We start from the raw sequence: 22497 nt of genomic DNA on the forward strand, positions 1-22497 counted from the left end.
TCATCTCGGCCATCAAGAAGGTCCATCAGGAACCGCTCGAGCAACTGCAGGACGCAGTACTCGCCGGTGAGCACCTCGGCGAGGTGGCGGATCATCTCATCGGGCACTTCGTGGACCAGGCACGACGCTCCGGCGCCTCCTGGACCGACATCGGCAGGAGCATGGGCGTCACCCGGCAGGCCGCGCAGAAGCGGTTCGTGCCCAAGGAGTCCGCCGACCTCGATCCCGGCCAGGGCTTCAGCCGCTACACCCCGCGCGCCCGCAAGGTCGTCATGGCCGCCCACGAGGCCGCCAAGTCCGCCCGGAGCCAGGAGGGACTGCCCGCGCACCTCGTCCTCGGTCTGCTCACCGAGCCCGAGGCCCTGGCCGCGAAGGCCGTCCAGGAGCAGGGGGTCACCCTGGACACCGTCCGCGAGGCCGCGACCGCCGCCCTGCCGCCGGCGTCGGCGGACGCCCCCGAGCTGGTCCCCTACGGACCGGCCGCCAAGAAGGCCCTGGAACTCACCTTCCGTGAAGCCCTGCGCCTCGGCCACAACTACATCGGCACCGAGCACATCCTGCTGGCCCTGCTGGAGCTGGAGAACGGCGAGGGCCCGCTCAGCGGCCTCGGCCTGACCAAGGCCCGCACCGAGGAGTACGTCACCGCCACCCTGGCCGCTCTGCTCGAGGACCGCGCACAGGAGGAAGCCCGGCAGGACGACCCGGAAGACGAGTGAATCCGCAGGTCACAGCGGATTGTCAGACCTGGCTGCGACACTCGCGGACATGACCGACCGGTGGGCTCTCGCACCGGCCGAGGACGGTGGCGCGGAGGTCGTCCCCCTCGGCCCGGACGGGCTGCCCGCCGGCCCGGTGCGCCGGGAGGCCGACCTCGCCGGGGCCGTCCGCGGCAGACCGGACGTCGCGCGGTGGGTGTGGCGCTCCACCGCCGAGGTCTACCCGCGCCTGCTCGCCGCGGGAGCGCGGGTCGAGCGGTGCTACGACATCGAGGACGCCGAGACCCTCCTCCTCGGCCACGAGGGGCGCTTGGGCGAACCGCGCTCGGCGGCCGCCGCACTCGCCCGGCTGCGCGGCGGACCCGTGCCGCCGGACCCGCCGCCGCGCTCCGCCGCACCGGGCGCGCAGTCCCCGCTCTTCGAACCGCAGGGCGTGCACCTGCCGCTGACCGACCTGCTCACGGTCTATGCCGAGCAGCAGCGACGGCACGCGGCGACCGCCCGCCCGGACCGGATGCGCCTGCTGACGGCGGCCGAATCGGCGGGCATGCTGGTGGCCGCCGAGATGAACCGCGCGGGCCTGCCGTGGCGCGCGGACGTGCACCGCGAGGTGCTCGCGGAACTGCTCGGCGAGCGGTACGCGGGCGGCGGCGAGCCCCGCCGCCTGGCCGAGCTGGCCGACGAGGTGTCCGCCGCCTTCGGGCACCGGGTGCGGCCCGACCTGCCCGCGGAGGTCGTCAAGGCCTTCGCGCGCGCCGGGATCAAGGTGAGGTCCACCCGCCGCTGGGAGCTGAAGTCCGTCGACCACCCGGCCGTGACCCCCCTGCTGGAGTACAAGAAGCTGTACCGCATCTGGGTCGCGCACGGCTGGTCCTGGCTGCAGGACTGGGTGCGCGAGGGCAGGTTCCGGCCGGAGTTCCTCGCCGGCGGGACGGTCACCGGGCGCTGGGTGACCAACGGCGGGGGCGCGCTGCAGATCCCCAAGGTCATCCGCCGGGCCGTGGTGGCCGACCCGGGCTGGCGGCTGGTCGTCGCCGACGCCGACCAGATGGAGCCGCGGGTGCTGGCGGCCATCTCCCGCGACCCCGGTCTGATGGAGGTGGCCGGCCGGGACAGCGACCTGTACCAGTCGGTCTCCGACCGCGCCTTCTCCGGCGACCGCGCCCAGGCCAAGCTCGCCGTGCTCGGCGCGGTCTACGGCCAGACCTCCGGGGACGGTCTGAAGAACCTCGCCGCCCTCAGACGCCGCTTCCCGAAGGCCGTCGCCTACGTCGACGAGGCGGCCCGGGCCGGCGAGGAGGGACGGCTCGTGCGGACCTGGCTGGGCCGCACCTGCCCGCCGGCGGCCGGGACGTCGGAGGACGCCACCCAGGAAGCGGGACTCCCCCAGGACGACCCGGGCGCGCCGGACGGCCAGGAGGGGGAGGAAGGCCGCGGCGGGCACGGCTGGATGCCGGGGTACGCCTCCACCAACGCACGCGCCCGCGGTCGCTTCGCGCGCAACTTCGTGGTCCAGGGCAGCGCCGCCGACTGGGCCCTGCTGCTGCTCGCCGCGCTGCGCCGCAGTTGCCGGGACATGGCCGCCGAGCTGGTCTTCTTCCAGCACGACGAGGTGATCGTGCACTGCCCGAAGGAGGAGACCGACGCGGTCGTCGAGGCGATCCGGGAGGCGTCCGCGACGGCGGGGCGGCTGACCTTCGGCGAGACGCCGGTGCGGTTCCCGTTCACCACGGCGGTGGTGGAGTGCTATGCCGACGCCAAGTGAGAGCGCCGGGGCCGCTGTCGGAGCAGCTCGCGCAGCTCGGCCGCCACCGTCTGCTCGTCCGTCCCCTCCAGCGCCTCGAGCGCGGCACGCCACTGCGCGTACGCCTCGTCGGTGCGGCCCTGCTCGCGCAGCAGCAGCCCGTGCTGGTGGCGGGCGAGGCCGCCGGTGTAGCGGTCGGCGCGTGCGTCGGCGCGGCGCAGCAGTTCGGCGCACTCGCCGAGGGCGTCTTCGGTGCGGCCCAGCAGGCGCAGCGCGCGGACCAGGCCGAGCCGGGTCTGGGACTCGCCGTGCCAGTCGCCATGGCCGCCGAGGATGCGCAGGCTCTCCTCGAAGTGCCGCGCGGCGGCCTCCGGTTCGCCGAGGGTGAGATGGGCGTACCCGATGTTGCAGTGCGCGGTGTGCTGCACGATGACGGCCCCGATCTCGTCGCCGATGGCGAGCGAGCGCCGGTGCTGTTCGATGGCGGCCCGTGGGTCGGTGTGCTCGTAAAGGTTGCCGAGGTGGCTGTGGGTGACGGCCTCGCCGTAGGGGTCGTTGAGCTGCCGTGAGCAGGCGAGGCTCTGGCGCAGCGCCTCGCCGGACTCCTCGTGCCGGCCGAGCCCTTCGAGGAGCAGCCCGCGGTTGTTGAGCCCGCGCCGTATCCGCGAGGGCACGTCGAGTCGCCGCCAGATCGACAGTGAGCGGTCGTTGAGGGCGAGGGCCTCGCGGTGCCGTCCGGTCAGGAAGTGCAGCCCGGCGAGGTCACCCAGGGCGTAGGCCTCGGCCGCCTCGTCGCCCAGCCGCCGCGCCAGCTTGAGCCCGGCCCGCCCGAGCACCTCCATCTCGGCGACCCGTCCGCCGCGCTGGGCGTAGGGAAAGCAGAGGCGGAGGAGAACGCAGAGATACGCGGCCTTGCGGTCACCGGCCCCGGACGCCGGTTCCTGCGTGTACCGCTCCGTCAGGGCGACGATGTTCTCCAACTCCCTCCCGCCCCAGGCGAAGGCGTCCTCGGACGACGCGAAGGGCGGAACGGCGAGCACGTCGGCACTGTGACCAGGCGGCTGGGAGGGAGTCGGCCGACGCCGGTCGTCCCGCTCGTGTCCGGGCTCGATGATCGCGGTCAACAGCCGCTCGGCGACGGCGGCATACCAACGCAGTGCGGTCTCGACGGGGTCCAGGGCCCCGTCGGCTTCGGCTTCGGCTTCGGTATCGGTATCGGTATCGGTATCGACGCGAACGCAGGCACGCGGGCGCGTCTCGCGGCGGGACTCGCCGTTGTCGGTGTCGGCGAGTTCGCGGGCGTAGTCGCGTACCAGGTCGTGGGGGGTGTAGCGGCCGTACGCCGTCTCTTCCAGGAGGGCCACGTCGACCAGGCGGTCGAGGGCGGCCTCGGCCCGGTGCTCGTCCGTGCCGGTGAGGCGGGCGAGCAGCGGCGCCCCGTAGGCGGGCAGGTCGAGCGCGCCGATGCGGCGCAGGGCGAGGGCCGCGTCCCGGTCGGCCTCGCGCTCGGAGGCGGCGAGGGCGTCATGGGCGACGTCCAGGGACCGCCGTACGCTCAGGTCGTCGTACTCCAGGTGCCGCAGTCTGCCGCCCGTGGCGGCCAGTTGGCCGGCCAGCACGTCCGGCGTGAGCGCGCGGCGGGCGGCCAGCCGGGCCGCCACGACGCGCAGGGCGAGCGGCAGTCCGCCGGTGAGTTCGACGAGCGGGTGCGCGGCGTCCAGCCCGTCCCCGCCGTCCGGCCCCGCCGACGCCCGCCCGGAGACCGCCCTCAGCAGGGCCGCGCTGTCCTCGCCGGACAGCGGCACGAGCGGGAAGCGGTGGACGCCGTCCAGCGCGGTCAGCGGGGAGCGGCTCGTGACGATCACCGCACAGCCCGCGCCGGCCGGCAGCAGCGGCCGCACCTGTGCGGCGCTTCCGGCATCGTCCAGCACCAGCAGCGTGCGCGTCGGCGCGAGCAGGGAGCGCAGCAACGCGGCCGCCGCGTCCGGGTGTTCCGGGATGTGGCGGGGGTCGGCGCCCAGGTCGCGGAGGAGGGCGCGCAGCGCCTGGGCGGGGGTGAGCGGGGTCATGCCGGGCGTGGCGCCGTGCAGGTGCACATAGAGCTGGCCGTCGGGGAAACGTTCCAGCATCCCATGCGCCGCCTGCAGCGCGAGAGCGCTCTTGCCGACGCCCGCCATGCCGCTGAGGACGACGACGGGACTGCGCTCGGCACCGCCGCCCGCCGGGCGCGGGCCGGGCTCGGGCGCGGTGAGCAGGGCCCGGCGGACGAGGGGCAGTACGTCGTCCCGTCCGGTGAAGTGAGCGGGGGGCGGGGGGAGTTGAGCGGGACGGGGGGTGTGGTGGGCGCCGTCGCGGGGCGGGGCGGCCAGTCCGGTCGGTCCGGTCGGTCCGGGCCGTTCGGTCGGTTCGGGTGTGTCGGAGCCGCCGCAGGCTTCCGAGCCGCCGGAGGCTTCCGAGCCGCCGCAGGCTTCGGAGATCTCCGTCGACCCGGGGCGGCCCGAAGGGCCCACGGGACTGACGGGACTCGCGGGGCCGACGGGACTCGCGGGGTTCGCGGCGTCGCCCGCGGGGTCCGGCCCGCCGTCGTGACGCAGCACCTCCAGGTGGGCCGCGCGGACGGCCGGGCCGGGTTCGACGCCGAGTTCGTCGGCCAGGCGGGCGCGCAGGTCCCGGTGGACGGCCAGCGCCTCCGCGCGGCGGCCGGTGCGGAGCAGGGCGAGCATCAGCTGACGGTGGTACGCCTCGCGCAGCGGATACTCGGCGGCCAGCGCGGTGAGTTCGGGTACGAGTCGGGCGGGCCGGTCGCCCCCGAGGGCGAGCTCGGCGTCGTAGCGCCATTCCAGGAGCAGCAGCCGCCCCTCCTCCAGGCGCTGCACGACGGCGTACCGGCCGAGTCCCGGGGGCAGCCCGCCGAGCGGTGCGCCCCGCCACAGCGCGAGCGCCTCCGCGCACGCCCGCACCACCCGCGCCCAGTCCGCGCCGGCGTGCGCGGCGCGCGCCTCGGCCAGCCGGGTCTCGAAGAGATGGAGGTCCAACTCGCCCCGCTCGACCCGCAGCACATATCCGGGCGGCACCGCCCGCAGCCGCTCGGGGTCGTCGAGGAGCCGGCGCAGCCGGGTCACGTGGTTGTGCAGCGAAGCCTGCGCGGAGGCCGGCGGTGCGCCGTCCCACAGCGCGTCCTTCAGCGCCTCGACCGAGACGACGTGACCCGCTTCCAGCAGCAGCGCGGCGAGCAGCGCCCGCAACTTGGGGCTGCCGATGGGGCGTACGGCGGGCTCGTACAGGACGGGCGGTCCCAGCAGTCCGAACCGCAGCCCGTACCGCTTCACGCCGTCCACTGCCCTTCCTCGCGGTCACGACCGCCCGAGCTCCGTGCCGGGCGGTGACACCCCGACGGAAGCATTACGCACATGTTAGCGATCCGTTGGCGCTACCTGATGTGATCATTTCATCGGATCCGGCCCGTCGGTACGCGCGTACAGCGCGCAACTCGGGGGAGTGTCGCCGCCGGCCTGGTCCGAGCATGCGAGAGGTCCCGGTCGGCGGAGGTGAACGACCGGGGCCTCGTTCGCGCGTGCCCGGCACCCCACGACAGCGGCCCGCGCCGTCAGACGACCGGTGGCCGCCCCAGCCGGGTGAGCCGCCACACCGTGCGCCAGCGCATGGGCCGCCGCTCGCCCGCCGGCCGGCGCACCCCCTCCACGAACCCGCCGAACCACGCCCGCAGCCCGGCGAGCGACCGTGTCCGCAGCAGGGTGAGCAGCGTCCACACGCCCAAGTGGACGGGGATGAGCGGGAGGGGCAGCCGCCGCCGGACCAGCCAGACCCGGTTGCGGGCGGTGACCCGGTAGTAGATGGCGTGCCGGGCGGGCGAGGTCTTCGGGTGCCGCAGCAGCAGTTCGGGCGCGTAGAGGATCCGCCAGCCGGCGTCGGCGGCCCGCCAGGCGAGGTCGGTCTCCTCGTGCGCGAAGAAGAACTCGGCCGGCCAGTCCCCGGTCTGCTCCAGCATGCGCATGCTGAGCGCGTGCCCGCCGCCGAGGAAGCCGGTCACATCACCGCCGCGCAGGGGGTCGGCGGCGCCGAGCCGGGGGACGTGGCGCTGCTGGGTCTCGCCGTGCTCGTCGGCGATGCGGAACCCGACGATGCCGAGCAGGGGGTCGCCGGCGTACAGGTCGCGCACCCGGCGCAGCACGTCGGCGTCTACGAGCAGCCCGTCGTCGTCGAGGTCCACGACCACGTCGATGTCGCCGAACTCGCGCAGCCGGGCGAGGGCTACGTTGCGGCCGCCCGGACAGCCGAGATTCTCCTCGACGTCGACGGTGGTGACCTCGCCGGGCAGGGAGAGCCGCCGGGCGAACTCGGGCAGCCGGCAGCCGTTGCCGACGATCACGATGCGGGCGGGGGCGAGGTCCTGCTTGGCCACCGACTCCAGCAGGGCGTCGACCTCGGCGGGCCGGTTGCCCATGGTCACGACGGCGACGGCGATCCTGGGCCCGGCGGACCCCGCCGGCCGCAAGGGCGGCATCGGTCCCGCCGCCTCCTTCGGCTCCCCCGCCTTGCCCGGTTCCACCACGCTCTGCTCACCCCATCCGGCGCCGGCCGCGCCCGTGCTCCCACCGCACGGCGCTCCTCGTTCACCAGGATGTCGCCCCACCGGCCCCGGTTGTGCGTACCCCGCAGCGCTTTGCGTCCTCTTGAAGCGGAAGAGTGAGGAGGAAGAGGAAGAGGAACCGGAAGCGGCGGCGGAAGAGATGGACGAAGAGACGCACATGAGTACGCGACTGCGCTGCGCACTGCTCGACGACTACCAGAACGCGGGGACCGGCGCGGCCGACTGGTCCGTCCTCAAGGACCGGGTGGAGGTGGTCCCGTTCCCGGAGCATCTCGCGACCGAGGACGAACTGGCCTCCGCGCTGAGGGACTTCGACATGGTGGTGACCCTGCGCGAACGCGTGTCCTTCCCCGCCTCGCTCCTCGGCCGTCTCCCCCGGCTGAGGCTGCTGGTCGCCTCCGGCATGCGCAACTCGGTGATCGACTACGAGGCGGCGCGGGCGAACGGCGTGACCGTCTGCGGCACGGAGAGCTCCTCCACCCCGCCGGTCGAACTGACCTGGGCCCTGCTGCTGGGCCTGGCCCGCGGCCTGGTCACGGAGGCCGGCGCCCTGCGCGACGGCGGGCCCTGGCAGTCCACGGTGGGCGCCGACCTGCACGGCCGCCGGCTCGGCCTGCTGGGCCTGGGAAAGATCGGCAGCCGGGTGGCCCGGGTCGGGCTCGCCTTCGGCATGGAAGTCACCGCCTGGAGCCGGAACCTCACCCCGGAACGCGCTCACGAGGTGGGCGCCCGCCTCGCGGCGACGAAGGAGGAACTCCTCGCGACCAGCGACTTCGTCTCGGTCCACCTGGCCCTGAGCGACCGCACCCGCGGCCTGCTCGGCGCACCGGAACTGGCCCTGCTGAAGCCGACGGCCTACCTGGTCAACACCTCCCGGGCGGCCATCGTCGACCAGGACGCCCTGCTGGCCGCCCTGCACGAGGGTCGTATCGCCGGCGCGGGCGTCGACGTCTTCGACACCGAGCCCCTGCCGCCCGGCCACCCCATGCGCACCGCACCCCGCCTGCTGGCGACCCCGCACCTGGGCTACGTCTCCCGGGCCAACTACGAGCGCTACTACGGCCAGGCGGTGGAGGCCATCGCGGCCTATCTGCAGGGAAACCCGGTCAGGCTCCTGGGATGAAGGACACCGGACCCTCGGAGCCCGGGGCAGACCCTCGGGGCCCGGGGCGTGCCCGCGGGCCCCGGGCCCGCCGGGTCTCATGACCGACAGGGCCGAACGTCCCAGGCCAAACGGCCCCCTTTTCGAATACGGTTCCGGCGTGTCAACCACACGTGTACCTCTGTCCCCACGCCAGGCAGGCCTGGCACCGGCACACCTGTCCCCCGGGTACTTCGCCCTCGTCATGGCCACCGGCATCATCTCGGTCGGCTGTCAGCTGCGCGGCTGGACCCCGGCGGCGAAGGCCCTCCTCGTCCTCACCGCGGCCGAGTACACCCTGCTGGTCGTCCTGACCGCCTGGCGCTTCGCCGCCCACCGCCGGGAACTCGCCGCGGACGCCCATGACACCCGCAAGGCGTTCCTCTTCTTCACCTTCGTGGCGGGCACCAACGTCCTCGCGGTCGGCCTCGCCGGGCAGGGACACCTCCTGCCCGCCACCGTCCTGCTCGTGATCGCCGCGCTCACCTGGGTGGTCCTCGGCTACACCATCCCCTGGGCGGCGGTCCTGGGCCGCAGCGAACGCCCGGTCGTGGCGGCCGCCAACGGGACCTGGTTCGTCTGGGTCGTCGCCAGCCAGTCGGTCGCCGTGGCCGCCGCGACCCTGGAGCCGCACTACTCGAGCGCCCGCCAGGGCCTCGCCGTCGTCGCGGTCTTCTCCTGGTCGGTGGGCTGCGTCCTCTACGCCGCCTCCGCGATCTTCGTCTCCCTGCGCCTGATGCTCTACGTCCTCGAACCGCGCGAACTCGACCCGCCCTACTGGGTCTCCATGGGCGCCGTCGCCATCACCGTGGTCGCGGGCGCGCGCATCGTGGAGATGGAGAGCGCGCCCATGGTCGACGCGGTGCGCGGCCTGGTGGCCGGCATGTCGGTCGTCTTCTGGTGCTTCGCCACCTGGCTCATCCCGGTCCTGATCGCGGTCGGCGTCTGGCGCCACCGCGTCCACCGGGTGCCCCTGACCTACGAGCCCACCTGGTGGAGCATCGTCTTCCCCCTCGGCATGTACGCCGTCGCCGGCATGTACCTCGGCCGCGCCGACAACCTCCCCATCGTGGAATGGATCGGCCGCTCCTGGCTCTGGGTCGCCCTCACCGCCTGGGCCCTCGTCTTCACCGCCATGCTCCACGCCCTCGTCACTCCGGGGCCACGCGAGCCCGAGCGTGCGTGAAAGGAGAACCCCGGGTCGCATCAGCTATCTCGCCCCCGGCAAGGAGACCACCCGCGATGCCCGCCTCACCCTGCTCCCGGCGTCCTCGCCAAGGGTCTGGAGTAGGATTACGTGGTCCTGGACGAGCCGCAGTGTGCTGTGCCGTTCCGGCCTGTGCCCAGGCTCTGTCAGGTTCAGCGGCGGGGCGTGAGATGATCCTATGAAGATCATCTCGGGGGAGGGGCTGGTCGTGAACACGCCGCCGTCGTTCAAGAGGTTACGGTTCCCGGCGGAGAACACCTCCCACGCGGCGTGGCTGTACCACCGCTTCCCGCTCTCCTTCCACCGCCGGCCCCAGGCCGGCGGCAAGTGGCACCTGGACAGGGTGTTCATCAAGGTCAACGGCGTCCGGCAGTACCTGTGGGACGCGGAAGCCGCGAAGCGGTTCCTGGCCGAGCTGATGAAGAAGCAACGCCGGGTGCCCAGAGTGCCGGTGAGCGACAAGTGCCGCTCCTACGGGTCGACGCACCGCGACCCGATGGGCTCGGTGGAGCACCGCTGCCACAAGGACAGGCTGGAGCAATCCGCCTTCTCCGGCGCGGACGAGATCGAGGAATGGCTGCTGACCGGTGTTCCCCTCGCCGTGCTCAGCGAGGTGGCCGGAGGGGACCGGCCACTCCCTCGAGCACGTGGATCTCGCGGTGCGTGCCCGGCTGCTCGAGCGAGATCCCGAGTCAGGCTGGTCAGAACACCCACGCATGCGGCAGGAGAGTCTCTTCCGCCGTGCACGAAAGGCTCGACGAACGATGGTGAAACGGAGCGGCGGAAGGCTGCGTCTCAATGTCCTCGGCCCCTTCGAGGCGTGGTCCGGCACCGAGCGGATCCGGGTGGGCGGGCCGATTCACGAACGTGTTCTGTCGAGCCTGCTCCTGGATGCGGGCCAGACGGTTCCGGTCACCCGGCTGGTTCAGGCGGCCTGGAACGACACCCCGCCCGCGACGGCCAGACACCAGGTACGCAAGGCCATCGCCGATCTACGCCGACGCCTGCCCGGGGGCAACGAGGTCATCATCACCGACGGACCCGGCTACCGGGGGATCGTGTCCGACACCGAGGCGGACCTCGTCGAGTTCGGTGCACAGATCAGGGAGGCGGATCGCGCCCTTGACGCGGGACATCCCAGCCGGGCCGTCACTGAGCTGCGCAGCGCGCTGTCACTGTGGCGCGGCCGTGCCCTGTCGGATTCGGGCAGCGACCTGCTGGAGAACGCTGCGGTCAGCCTGGAAGAGCGGCGGGTCGCCGCCGCCGAACAGTTCTTCGAACTTCGTCTGGCCGCCGGTGAGGCCGGCGCGCTCGTGGCCGACCTGCGCGATCTGATCGCGCAGCATCCCATGCGGGAGACACTGCGTGGCCAGTTGATGCTGGCCCTGTACCGCAGCGGTCGCCAGGCGGAGGCTCTGAACGAGTACCGCACTGTTCGTGAGCTGCTGGTGGAGGAGCTCGGCATCGATCCCAGCGGGCAGCTCAGTGGTCTGTACGAGTCGATCTTGCGGGACGCGCCGGAACTGCGGCTCGCCCCGGCCCCGGCAGTGGTCATCGAACCATCGCCCACCGTCGAGAAGGAGAGTTCGCCCGCCCGGTGCACCCTGCCGCACGACCTGCCCGACTTCACCGGGCGAAGTCACGAACTCAAAGTACTGCTTGCCAGCATGACACGCCGCCGGCAGAAGCGCGGCCCACGGCAGATCGTGGCCATCGACGGAATGGGCGGCAGCGGCAAGACCTCTCTGGCGGTGCACGCCGCCCACCGGGTGGCGTCCGAATTCCCGGACGGACAGTTCCACATCGATCTGCGCGGCTTCACCCGGGGTGAGCCGCCGGTCGCACCGGCCTTCGCCCTGTTTCAGCTGCTGCGGGCCCTCGGTGTACCGAGCGAGCGAATACCGGAGGACCTGGAAGGGCGTTCCGCATTGTGGCGTGCGGAGGCAGCTGGGCGGCGGTTGCTGCTCCTGCTGGACAACGTGGCGGACGCGGCGCAGGTCCTGCCGCTACTGCCGGCCTCGCCGGCCAGCCTGATCGTGGTCACCAGCCGGGCCCGCCTGGTGGATCTCGACGGCGCCGAGTGGCTGTCCGTAGGGCCCATGTCGCTGGACGAGGGCACACTGCTGGTCGAGCAGGTGCTGGGCGAGGCCCGGGTCTCCGCCGAGCCGGACGCGGGACGTGAGCTGGTGCAGCTGTGCGGCCAACTCCCGCTCGCCCTGCGGATCGTGTCCGCGCGGCTGCGCAACCGGCCACGGTGGACCGTGCAGTACCTGGTGGACCGGCTGCGCGACGAGACCCGGCGCCTGGCCGAGCTGAGCGCCGGCGACCGCAGCGTCGCAGCCACGCTGCAACTGTCGTTCCAGGTCATGAGCGAGGAGCACCGCACCGCTTTCCGGCTGCTCGCCCTGCACCCCGGCACCGATGTCGACGCGTACGCGGCCGCTGCCCTGCTCGGCCTGAACGTGCACGCCGCCGAGGCGACCCTGGAACGCCTCCTCGACGTACATCTGCTGCAGCAACCGGCCATCGGGCTCTACCGGTTCCACGATCTGGTCCGGGATTTCGCGCACACCCTGAGCAGCCCCGCGACGGTCCGCGCCGACGAGGCGGCCGTGCGGCGCCTGCTCGGCTACTACGTGACTGCGACGGAGACCGCGTGCGCGGCCCTGTTCCCGGGACGTGAGCGCTCCCCTGCCTCCATCGAACCGTACGCGGGCCAGCTGCCGCCGTTCGCCACGATGGCCCAGGCCGCCGACTGGTTCGACCAGGAGCAGGCCAGTCTGAGCGCTGCCGTGCACCTGGCCGCCCGGCAGGGCCTGGACCGGGAAGCGGCCTGTCTGACCAGGAACGTGGTGTTCCGGCTCAACTCGCTGGGCAGGTTCCATGAGTTCCGGGAGGTCAGCCGGGTCGCGGTGGCCGCGGCGCGACGCGCGGGCGATCTGCCCCTGCTCGGGCTGAGCCTGTCGAGTCTGGGCGTCGCCTGCTGGAGACTGGGCCGCCTCGATGAGGGCCTCGCGGCCGCGCGAGAAGGCCGCGACGTCGCCGCCGCGCTGGGCGACCGGCGTACCGAGTCGCATGCCGAGTCCACCATGGGACTGCTGCTGACCGTGCTCGGGCGCAACTCCGAGGCCCTGCCACGCCTGCAGCGCGCGCTCGAGCTCGAACGCGAGCTGGACGCGCCGCGCGCCGAGGCCGAGAGTCTGAGCAACCTGAGCACGCTGTACCTGCAGTGGGGGCGCTATGAGGAGGCCGCGGCGGCGGCCCGGCGGGCGCTGGAGCTGCATCGCTCCCTGAACTACCGGGACAACCATGTGATGGCCCTGACCGACCTGGCCTTCGCCCTCACGGCACTCGGCGCGTTCGACCAGGCCGACACGCACCTGGCCGCGGCACGCGCTCTGTGCGACACCTCGAGCCCGCCCGCCGACGTGGCGCTGGTCCTCGCGTTGTCCGCGGCCGTCGGAGAGCACCTGGCGCCGGACACCGCGGCGGCCGGACTGGCCGAGCAGGCCCTCGACCTGGCCGCGTCCGGCGCCAGCCCCACGCGTCAGGTGAAGGTGGAGAACCTGATCGGCCGGCTGTACTTGCGCCGCGGTGACGTCGCACGGGCGCTCGCGCTGCACACCCACGCCTACGAGATCGCTGCCGCGATGCCGTACCGGGCCGAACAGGCCGGTGCGCTGCGCGGCATGGCGGCGGCGCACGCCGCTCTGGGTGACGCGGCGGCCGCGGACCGGCTGCGGGCACAGGCCGACGAGCTGGTGAGTGCGATGGCCGCGCCGATCTGTCCGTGACCCGCGGGCTCAGTTCCTGTCGGACGCGGGGCCCTGGTTGTCCGCGAGCGCGTGCTGGTGAACGTGGTCGACGTGGGCCGTGGCGACGCCGCCCACGCCGACGCACAGGGCCAGGACGGCCACCGCCAAGAGGCCCCTGGTCTTGGTGACAATGCCGCGCATCTGTTGTTCTCCCCACGTAAGTGATGCGGTTCGCTGTGACAGGGCGATGGTGGTCGGCCGTGTTCCCGAACCGTTCCCGTCCAGTTCCCGTCGGCTCACCGCCGGGCCCGGCAGAGCGTCGCCCACCGTTCACGTACGGTCGCGAGGCGCCTCGCGGCGGCGTGCGGTGAGGCGGCCCGGACGATGACTTCGGCGTCGCCCCGACCGTGCGGCCCCTCCACGATGCGGACGTCGTGCACATGCCCCGTGGCCCGCAGGGCGGCCACAGCCTCGGCGCGTGGTGGCTCCCTGTCTCCATCGTCGAGGTGGGCGAGCGCGGCGCAGCGGGCGGCCAAGGGCCGCGGTACCGGACGGCCGGCCAGCCGGAGCAGGATCTCCGTCTCGCGGTGGCGGCCGGTGGCGGCTCGCACGAGGCGCGGGGCGGCGCCGACCGGCGGGGGCACGTCGACGGCCGCCACACGGGGCCCGTCGGCGGTCAGGACCACATCGGTGCGCACCGGCCCCTCCTCGTGACCGGCGAGGTCCAGCACGGCACGGACGACCGCCCGCACGGCGGCGGCGTCCCGCTGCGACAGCGCCGCCGGATACAGCAGGTCCGCGCCGGGCGGCGCCGCGCCCGCCCCTCCGGTCACACCGACGACGTGGTGCATGCCCTCGTGGCTGAAGCTTTCCACGATCAGCCGCGGCCCTTCCAGGAACTCCTCGATGACACAGGGCATCGCGGGCGAGCGGTCCGCCCACCGTGCCACCGCGTCGGCGTCCCGGACGATGTCGACACGGTGCTCCGCGACGGTCTTGACCACCCGGGGCAGCGTGAGGTTCTCCAGCCAGGTCCGGGCTGAGTCCGGCGGTGTCACCGTCACCGCCTCGACGCGCGAGACCCCGCTCTGGTTCAGGATCCGCCGCAGCACCGCCGGGTCGCGCAGCCGGTCCAGAGCCCGGGCCCGGGCCGGGAACACCGTGCGCGAGGCCCGTTCCACGGCCCGGTGGAGCGCGGGTGAGCGCCCGAAGTACAGGATGTGCGCGACCCGGTGGGTGCGGGCCGTCGCGACAAGGAGCTCCTCGACGGGCGCCGATCGCATGTCATCGCCGGTCAACGACCAGGCTCTCAGGCCCACTTCCGCCGCCGCCCGCCAGACCTGCCGATCCGGCCGGAGGAGCAGGATCCTGACCGGCTCGTCGCTCACCGGCTCACCACCCCGTCCGTCCGCCGCTGGACATGTCCGCGCCGCCCGTGCCGGGTAGCCGTCATCGCAGGGTCACCGCCCCGTGGGATCCGGAGAGCGCCGTGCGCGCGGCGAACTCGACCACCTGCCCCGCCATGGTGCGCAGTTGGCCCTCGATCCGCGGGTCGCTGCACACCCCCGCCTGGAACCGGACCGCCGCGCCGTTCACCGCCACGCCGAGCGGCGTGGGCCAGCCGCGCAGGGCGTGGGTGATGTCCCGAAGCGCCGCCAGCGTGGACTGGGCACCCTGCCAGCCGTGGCCCACGGCCACACAGCCGACGGCGCGGCCGCTGAGGTAGGGCCGGTCCGCGTCGCTCAACTCCTCGAGGTGGTCCAGCGCGTTCTTCACCAGGCCGGACACACTGCCGTGGTAGGCGGGGCTGGCCAGCACCACACCGTCTGCGCACCGCACCTGTTCGATCAGCCGGTCCGCACCCGCGCAGCGCGTCCGCTGTCCGGGGTCGTACAGCGGAAGGCCGAGATCCGGTCCGCTCAGCAGCGTGACCTCGGCGCCGAGCCGTTGCGCCTCGGCGAGCACCACCCCCAGGGCCTGTTCCGCCGACGAGCCCGGCCGGAGCGAACCGCCGATACCCACGATCCTCATCGCAGCGCACCTGGCACAGCCCACGCCTCCTGCTCGCCCACGTGCGGGGCGACGATCCGCCGGAACACCTCGCTGTCCACGTTCCCTCCTGACACCACGACACCCACTCGCAGACCCCGCGCGTCCGGGCGACGCGCCAGTACGCCGGCCAGGGCAACCGCGCCGGTCGGCTCCGCCATGAGCCTGCCATGGGTCCACAACGCCCCCATGGCAGCGGCGATCTCGTCGTCCGAGACGGTCTCGATCCGGTCCACCAGCTTCCGGTTGACCTCGAAAGTGAAGCGACCGGGGCTCTGGTGGCGCAGCCCGTCGGCCAGCGTGGTGGGCGCGGGCACGTGCACCCGGTGCCCGGCCCGCAGCGACCGCGCCGTGTCGTCCCCGTCGGCAGGCTCCACCCCGACGACCTCGATGCCGGGGTACAGGGCCTTGGCGACGGTGGCGCAGCCGGCTGCGAGGCCGCCCCCGCCGACCGGCACGACCAGCCTGTCGAGTCGGCCGGTCTCGGCCAGCAGTTCCAGGGCGACGGTGCCGTGACCGGCGGCGACCACGGGATCGTCCGAGGACGGCAGGACGGCCAGGCCTGCCTCGGCGGCGATCCGTGCCGTGATGGCGTCGCGGTCGTCGCGCACGGGATCGTAGGTGACGATTCTCGCCCCGCGGCGTGCCACCGCCTCAAGCTTCACCGCGGGCGCGTCCTGCGGCAGGACGAGCACCGCGGGGACGGTGAGCATCTGCGCGAGCAGCGCCACCGCCTGGCCGTGGTTGCCGGAGGACGCCGCGACGACGCCTCGGCTGCGGGCCTCGGGCGCCAGCGAGAGCAACTTGTTCAATGCTCCGCGGATCTTGAACGCGCCGGTGAGCTGGTGGAGTTCCGCCTTGAGGTGGAGTGTGGCGCCGAGTCGGGCGTCGAGTTCCGGCAGGCGCAGCACAGGGGTGCGCACGACGCGGCCGGCAATCTGGTCCGCGGCATGGCGCACGTCATCGATTCGCACGGTCCGGCTCCTTGGGGCCTGGTTCAACGCGGTCGTCCCACACCGGTTCCGGGCCGCGCAGCAGCAGCCAGGGCAGGGCGCCCGCGACGGCCACGGCCGCGCCCACGACCCACCACACCGGTGCGCCAGAGCCGAGCAGGGCGGAGCCGAGCAGGACCGGCCCCGCCAGATCCTGGCCCACCCGGCCGAGGTTGTAGAAGGTCAGATACCGGCCGCGGGCCTGCGGCGGGGCCAGGGAGAACGACAGCGGCGTGCTCGCGATGTGCAGGCACTCGCCGGCCGTATGGGCCAGCATCGCCACCACCAGCAGGACCAGTGCGGGCAGCGCCGAGGCTGCGGCGCCCGAGGCCGCGTAGGCGACGCAGGCCGCGAGCACCGCCACGCCGGCGAAGGCCGAGGCCCGCCCGGCCGCGTGGTAACTGGAGAAACGGCGGTTGACCGGGACCTGGCAGGACATGGCCAGGACACCGTTGAGGGCGAGCAGGGCGGTGAGCGCCCAGCGCGGCGCCTCGGTGTGCTCCGTGACCCACAGCGGCAGCACCACGGTGAGCAGCGTGTTGTGCAGCAGCAGAACGGCGTTGACCGCGGTGATCAACAGGTACGGGCCGCTGCGCAGCGGCGAACGGACCGCGACCGGCTCGGTCGTGCCCGCCGCGGCCGGCGCCGTCTCGGCCTTCGCGGTGCCGGCCGGCATCCGCGCCAGCACCGCGGCGGCCACGAGGAAGGTGCCGGCGTTGACGGCGACGCAGACCCCGTACAGCGCGGGGGAGTTGAACATCACCGGCACCGTCGCGGCGAGCGAGCCCAGCACGATGGCGCCGTTGCGCACCGAGAAGACGGTGCCCAGGATCGTCGCCCGGTCCTTCTGCCCGAACAGGTTGCCCATCAGGCTCTGGTTGATGGGCGAGCTGGCCCGGTCGACGGTGGTGACCAGACAGCTGAGCACCAGGAACGCCCAGTAGGGCTGCGCGAGCAGGTACAGGGTGTAGCCGACGGCGCGGGCCACGAACACGGCGATCAGGGTGGGCCGCGGCCCGTAGCGGTCGGCGAGCCGTCCCAGTCGCGTGCTGAACAGCAGGGCGCAGATGCTGCCCGCGGAGATGCCCACGCCGACGGCGGCGAAGGAGAAGTGCCGGACCTGGGTGAAGAACAGCATGGACGTGGCGCTGTAGACGCCGGTGCCGAACGAGTCGACACCGGCGGTGAGCAGTAGCAGCCGGGTCTCGCGCCGTCCGAGCATCAGGGCGGCGGAGAGTCGGGTCCACAGCGTGGAACTCATGCGTACCTGCCCGCCAGCCGAATCAGCGGGGCGATACCCGCGAGCATCTCCTGGGCCGGCAGACCGAAGTCGACCAGACAGGCGATGTCGTCGACACCGGCCTGCGCGAACCGGTCCACGGTCGTCACACAGGTCTCCGGGGAGCCGATCAGGGAGCCCTGGTGCAGATAGCGCTCGTACGTGACGTCGAGCAGCTGCTCGATGAGGTCCTCGGGTATCTCCTCGTCGGGCAGGGACAGTCCGCCGCTGATGGTGCCGCCCCCGCCGGCGGCCTGCCGCTCCAGCCCGACGGCCGAGCGCAGGTAGGCGCGGAAGGGTTCGCGGGTGCGGGCCACGGCCGCGTCCGTGTCGTCGTCGAGGTGGGTGTGCAGCATCAGGGAGACGACGCCGTCCTCGGGGCGGTGCCCGTTCTCGGCCCTGGCCTTGCGGTACAGGCCGATCTTCGTGGCCAGTTCGTCGATGTCCTGGCCGATGAGGTGGGTGAGGATGTTGGTGCCGCGGGCCCCGGCGTCGACGAAGGTGTCGGGGTTGCCGGACGAGGTCAGCCAGACCGGCAGCCGCTCCTGCACCGGCCGCGGGTGCAGCCGTATCTCGGTGGGGCGGCCGGCCCCGTTGGGCAGGGTGACCGGGTCGCCCTGCCACAGGGTGCGTACGGTGTCGAGCTGTTGCAGCATCACGTCGCGGCGGGTGTCGTAGTGCTGCGGGTTGAGCACGAAGTCGTTGGTGTTCCAGCCCGCGCCGAAGGAGACGGCCGCGCGGCCGCCGGACAGGTTGTCGACCATCGACCACTCCTCGGCCACCCGCACCGTGTGGTGCAGCGGCGAGATGAGGCTGCCGGCCCGCAGCTGGAGCCGGGAGGTGACGGCGGCCAGCGCGGCGCTGGTGATCGCCGGGTTGGCGAACACCCCGCCGAATGCGTCGAAGTGCCGCTCGGGGGTCCACACGGCGTCCAGTCCGCCCTCGTCGGCGAGGCGGGCGGCGGCCAGCATGGTGGTGTAGGTCTCCTGGGCGTCGCCCGTGGCGGAGGAGAAGAACATGATGCCGAAGCGCATGGGGATCCGAATCTTTGGAAGGGTGCGGGCGGCGCCGCGTTCAGTCGCGGGTGGCGGCCAGCGGGCGGGCGGTGCAGGCGAAGAGGTGCCCGTACGCCGGGAAGCCGGACGGTGTCGTGCCGCGCTCCAGGGCGGCGGCCGCGTCCTCGACGAGCCGGTCGCCGTCGACGGCGCGCAGAGGCCAGCCGATGGTGATCACGTTGCGGCCACGTCGCAACAGGGCGGCCGGCAGGGTCAGTTCGGTGTTCTGCCAGGCGGTGCCCAGACGCTGGGCGGCGAGGGCCGTGCCGTTCACCGCGACGTGGACCGTGTCGGCGTCCGTCTCGCCGGCCGGCAGCCGCCAGGTGAGCCGCAGTTCGGTGTCGGTGGGCTCGTCGACGACCAGGTGGAACTCGCTGGTCAGGTCCGCGGCGCGGAGGAACGCCGTACGCGTGCCGACGCCGCTGCCGCGGCGCTCGCGGAAGGTGGCCGCCTGCGCGACGTCCACGAGCAGGTCGCTCTCGGCGCGGGCGTGTTCGGCTACCAGCAGGTCCTCGTAGCGCTTGGCGGTGGGCACGCCGGTGGACTCCAGCGCCCGGACCATCTCCTCGCGCAGGTCGTGGTCGGCGAGCTTGCCGGTCAGCCGGGTGTCGGAGACGACCAGATAGCGGGCGAGCTCGGGGACCTGCGCGGACTTCTCGTAGCTCGCGCACATCCAGTGCGGGGTGACGCGGGTCTGGTAGTCGAGGTAGTTCTCCAGGTGGACGGCGACGGCCGGGTCCTGGGCGAGGGCCTCGTCCAGGTGATGGCGCAGGATGTGGGCGGGCTGCCCGTAGTGGGAGTTGTGCACCGCCGCCAGGAAGTGCGCGACGGCCAGCGTGGCGGACGCCGGGCGGGTCTGCGCCGACAGCAGTTCCTCGGTGGTGGTGGCCGGTGCGCCCAGCTGGTCGGCGAGCCGGGCGGCGGCGGCCGCGGCGGTCAGGGCGAGGCCCTCGAAGGTGAGGTGGCAGTAGTCCATGAAGAAGCGCCGCCCCGGTGCGCGGTCGCCGTCGGCCGCCCGCAGCAGCTTGGGCAGGTCCACCAGGAGGAAGCCGTGCTCGTCCGCCTTGCGCCGCATCTCGTCCTGTACGGCGGCCAGCACGCGCGGGGAGTGCAGGGTGAACGGCGACACCACGGTGTCCTTGGCCGTCACCAGGGCCTGCTCGGCCTCCGCGGGCCGGTGGCCGGCCAGCGCGTCGGCCAGCAGCCGGGCGCTGACGTGGCTGGATCCGCCGTCCAGCCGCCGCATGCGCTCCGCGACGGCGGCGCCCTGCTCGTGCTCGCCGCGGGCCAGGTGCAGCTGCGCCTGTGCGCGCAGCTCCAGCCAGACGCGCGAGTCCTCGCCCGGCAGCACCGGGCAGACCAGGGAGCGCTCGTCCTGCCAGTCGGCCAGGTTGAACTCGGGGACCACCAGCGTGATGGGAGCGCCCGCGGCGTGGGCGGTGGCGGCCAGGGCGTCCAGGGTGCGGCCCGCCTGTTCGACGACCAGCCGGTGGAAGAGGGTGCGGGCGGCGCCGAAGCCGCCGGACCGCAACTCCTCGGCGAGCAGCTGCATCTGTGCTGGCGTCAGGTCGAGGTTGTGCCAGTTGTTACCGGCCAGGACGACCAGGGCGTCCGGGGCCAGGGCCACGGCCTGGTGAGCGGTGGCCTCCAGGTCGACGTGGGTGGCGTTGGTGCGGGCGAGGTCGACGACCTGGACGTCGGACAGACCGGATATCCGGCCGAGCGCCTCGCCGAGCAGGGTGGCCAGGTTGTGTGCGGGGTCGAAGAAGTAGCCGCGCGCCGCGGACTCGCCCAGCAGCACGACCCGGCGCCGGTCCACGGGCAGCGGGACGCGCTCCAGGTCGGCCCAGTAGCGCCACTCCTCGCGGCGGCCGGCGTCCCGGACCAGTTCGGTGCCGGTACGGCGCCAGACACCCACCGTGTCGGTGCCGGCGTCGGCGTCGGGCTCGGGGGCGTGGGCGCGCTGCAGTTTCTGCAGCAGGGCGAGGGTGGCGGCACCGTCCGCGGAGGACAGCAGTTCGCTCAGCCGCCGGGTGTACGTGCGGTTCAGGTCATCGGTGTTCATGCTGTCCCCGGACTAGAGAAGGGTGTAGACGGAGTCGCTGACGGCCGACGTACGCGGTGGACGGGTCCCTTCGAACCAGATCCGCCACGCCGTCGGCAGGGCGGCGCGGTCGATCACGAAGTCCTCCAGGACCAGGCAGTCGATGGACGAGCGCAGGAAGCACAGCAGCGCGTCCTCGGGCGTCCGCACGATCGGCTCGCCCCGCAGGTTGAAGGAGGTGTTGAGCACGATGGGACAGTCGGTGCGCTCCTCGAAGGCACGGATCAGCCGGTAGAAGCGGCCGTTGTCCTCCTCGGTCACCGTCTGCACGCGGGCCGAGCGGTCCACGTGGGTGATGGCCGGCAGATCCAGCGGCGAGGTCACCTCGCAGGTCTCCAGCATGAACGGGGAGGGATGGTCGAGCCGGAAGTGCTCGCCGGCCTTCTCGGCAAGCACGGCCGGCGCGAAGGGCCGGAAGGCCTCCCGCATCTTCACCGAGGCGTTGATCCGGTCGCGCATGTCGGCGCCGCGCGGGTCGGCCAGGATCGAGCGGGAGCCGAGGGCGCGCGGCCCGAACTCCATCCGGCCGTGGTACCAGCCGATGACCTTGCCCGCGGCGAGCCGGTCCGCGACGGCGGCCAGCAGATCCCCCTCACGGTCGCGGAAGTCCAGGAAGTCCCGTGCGCCGGCGCCCTTGAGGGTGCGGGCCACCTCGTCGGCGGGGGTGGCCGGGCCCAGCAGGGCCGAGCGCATGCGCCGGGCCGTGATCCGCCGGCCGGTGATGCGCTGGTGCGCGACGGCCGCCGCCCCGAGGCTGCCGCCCGCGTCGCCGGCCGCGGGCTGCACGAACACGTTCTTGAACGGTCCCTCCTCGACGACACGGCGGGTGGCCACCACATTCAGGGCGACACCGCCGGCCATGCACAGGTTGTCGCTGGGCACCAGCCGCTTGGCCCGGGCCGCCAGCGCGAGCAGGGTCTCCTCGGTCACCAGCTGAAGGCTGCGGGCCAGGTCGCAGTGGATCTGCTCGATCTCGGACTCGGGCACCCGCGGCGGGACGCCGAGCAGCTCGGTGAGCTTCTCGGTGCCCATGCCCTGCGGATTGCGGAAGTCGAAGTAGGCCAGGTCGAGTTCGAAGGTGCCGTCCGCAGTGACGTCGATCAGCTTGCGGACCCGGTCGGCGAAGCGCGGCTCGCCGTACGGTGCCAGGCCCATGACCTTGTACTCGCCCTCGTTCACCTCGAAGCCGAGGTGCCCGGTGATGGTGCTGTAGAGCAGCCCGAGGGAGTGCGGGAAGCGGGTCTCGCCGATCAGTTCCAGGTGGTCGCCGTCGCCGCGGCCCCAGGTGGTGGTGGCCCATTCGCCGACCGCGTCGACGGTCAGTACGGCGCTGTCGGCGAAACCGGAGAAGTAGTAGGCGCTGGCGGCGTGGGACAGGTGGTGGTCGACGATCTCCACCCGGCCGTCGAAGCCGAGGGCCTCACGGATGTCGCGGAACGGCCGGTCGGCGTCCAGCCGGAAGAGCGCGTCGGGGCGGCTGTCGGGCACCTGCGGCAGGCCCATCCACAGCTGGCGGTCGAGCTTCTTGACCGGGTCCTCGTAGTAGGCGACGCAGTCGACGTCCGCGAGGGTCAGCCCGGCCTCGCGCAGCGTGTGGCGCAGCGCCTCGCGGGGGATGTCCGGGTCCTGCTTGACCCGGGTGAAGCGCTCCTCGTGGGCGGCGCCAACGAGTTCGCCGCCCACGAGCACCGCAACGGCCGAGTCGTGGAAGTGGGCCGAGACGCCGACGACGACGGGGCCCTCGGTGTTGTTCCGCATCAGTTCCCCCGCCGCGGCAGCTCGTACTCGTCGAGCAGCAGATTGAATGTGATGACCGTCATGAGTAGATCCTTCTCGAATGGGA

General features: G+C 73.1%; 15 protein-coding genes. 5 read left to right on the forward strand and 10 right to left on the reverse strand.

Going from position 1 to position 22497, the window contains the following annotated elements; translation table 11 throughout:
* A partial coding sequence (locus IE249_RS28570; protein WP_189709297.1) for a Clp protease N-terminal domain-containing protein occupies positions 1–716 on the forward strand: 716 nt, incomplete at its 5' end.
* A gap of 49 nt (positions 717–765) precedes the next feature.
* On the forward strand, positions 766–2481 hold the full coding sequence (locus IE249_RS28575) for a bifunctional 3'-5' exonuclease/DNA polymerase (RefSeq protein WP_189709299.1): 1716 nt from the start codon (positions 766–768) through the stop codon (positions 2479–2481).
* Here IE249_RS28575 and IE249_RS28580 read toward each other — a convergent pair.
* The gene (locus IE249_RS28580) at positions 2463–5789 is read right to left on the reverse strand and encodes an AfsR/SARP family transcriptional regulator (protein WP_373304475.1); all 3327 of its coding nucleotides are present in this window, start codon (positions 5787–5789) and stop codon (positions 2463–2465) included. The genes IE249_RS28575 and IE249_RS28580 overlap by 19 nt on opposite strands.
* A 278-nt stretch (positions 5790–6067) precedes the next feature.
* Complete coding sequence (locus IE249_RS28585; RefSeq protein WP_189709303.1) at positions 6068–6985, reverse strand: glycosyltransferase family 2 protein; 918 nt, start codon at positions 6983–6985, stop codon at positions 6068–6070.
* A 244-nt stretch (positions 6986–7229) separates the two neighbouring features.
* Between IE249_RS28585 and IE249_RS28590 the strand changes: the two genes are divergently transcribed.
* The 3 genes from IE249_RS28590 (at position 7230) to IE249_RS28600 (ending at position 13214) form a co-directional block, all read left to right on the forward strand.
* Complete coding sequence (locus tag IE249_RS28590) at positions 7230–8195, forward strand: D-2-hydroxyacid dehydrogenase family protein (RefSeq protein ID WP_189709305.1); 966 nt, start codon at positions 7230–7232, stop codon at positions 8193–8195.
* A 139-nt stretch (positions 8196–8334) separates the two neighbouring features.
* Entirely contained in the window at positions 8335–9399 is a 1065-nt protein-coding gene (locus tag IE249_RS28595; protein ID WP_229859448.1) for a tellurite resistance/C4-dicarboxylate transporter family protein, read from the forward strand.
* A gap of 785 nt (positions 9400–10184) precedes the next feature.
* A complete protein-coding gene (locus IE249_RS28600) occupies positions 10185–13214 on the forward strand; it encodes an AfsR/SARP family transcriptional regulator (RefSeq protein WP_189709309.1) in 3030 nt (1009 codons plus the stop codon).
* A gap of 9 nt (positions 13215–13223) precedes the next feature.
* On the opposite strand, the gene IE249_RS28605 is transcribed toward IE249_RS28600, so the two are convergent.
* The 8 genes from IE249_RS28605 to IE249_RS28640 form a co-directional block, all read right to left on the reverse strand.
* Entirely contained in the window at positions 13224–13376 is a 153-nt protein-coding gene (locus IE249_RS28605) for a hypothetical protein (RefSeq protein ID WP_189709311.1), read from the reverse strand.
* A 95-nt stretch (positions 13377–13471) separates the two neighbouring features.
* Positions 13472–14458: an ATP-grasp domain-containing protein gene (locus IE249_RS28610; protein WP_189709313.1), complete on the reverse strand. Its 987-nt coding sequence runs from the start codon at positions 14456–14458 to the stop codon at positions 13472–13474.
* 166 nt (positions 14459–14624) lie between these two features.
* Positions 14625–15206, reverse strand: coding sequence for an NADPH-dependent FMN reductase (locus tag IE249_RS28615; RefSeq protein ID WP_189709315.1), 582 nt, complete (start codon positions 15204–15206; stop codon positions 14625–14627).
* A complete protein-coding gene (locus tag IE249_RS28620) occupies positions 15203–16198 on the reverse strand; it encodes a threonine/serine dehydratase family protein (protein ID WP_189709317.1) in 996 nt (331 codons plus the stop codon). The genes IE249_RS28615 and IE249_RS28620 overlap by 4 nt, the downstream gene beginning before the upstream one ends.
* A complete protein-coding gene (locus IE249_RS28625; RefSeq protein ID WP_189709319.1) occupies positions 16185–17477 on the reverse strand; it encodes an MFS transporter in 1293 nt (430 codons plus the stop codon). Before IE249_RS28625 ends, IE249_RS28620 begins: the two co-directional genes overlap by 14 nt.
* Positions 17474–18529 (reverse strand): MupA/Atu3671 family FMN-dependent luciferase-like monooxygenase, encoded by a 1056-nt coding sequence (locus IE249_RS28630; RefSeq protein ID WP_189709321.1) that lies wholly within the window; start codon positions 18527–18529, stop codon positions 17474–17476. The genes IE249_RS28625 and IE249_RS28630 overlap by 4 nt, the downstream gene beginning before the upstream one ends.
* A 40-nt stretch (positions 18530–18569) precedes the next feature.
* A complete protein-coding gene (locus IE249_RS28635; protein WP_189709323.1) occupies positions 18570–20615 on the reverse strand; it encodes an SGNH/GDSL hydrolase family protein in 2046 nt (681 codons plus the stop codon).
* Between the two features lie 12 nt (positions 20616–20627).
* Complete coding sequence (locus tag IE249_RS28640) at positions 20628–22412, reverse strand: carbamoyltransferase family protein (RefSeq protein ID WP_189709325.1); 1785 nt, start codon at positions 22410–22412, stop codon at positions 20628–20630.
* Between the last annotated feature and the right edge of the window lie 85 nt (positions 22413–22497).

This window comes from Streptomyces anandii JCM 4720, from assembly GCF_014650655.1.
Taxonomy (GTDB): Bacteria; Actinomycetota; Actinomycetes; order Streptomycetales; family Streptomycetaceae; genus Streptomyces; species Streptomyces anandii.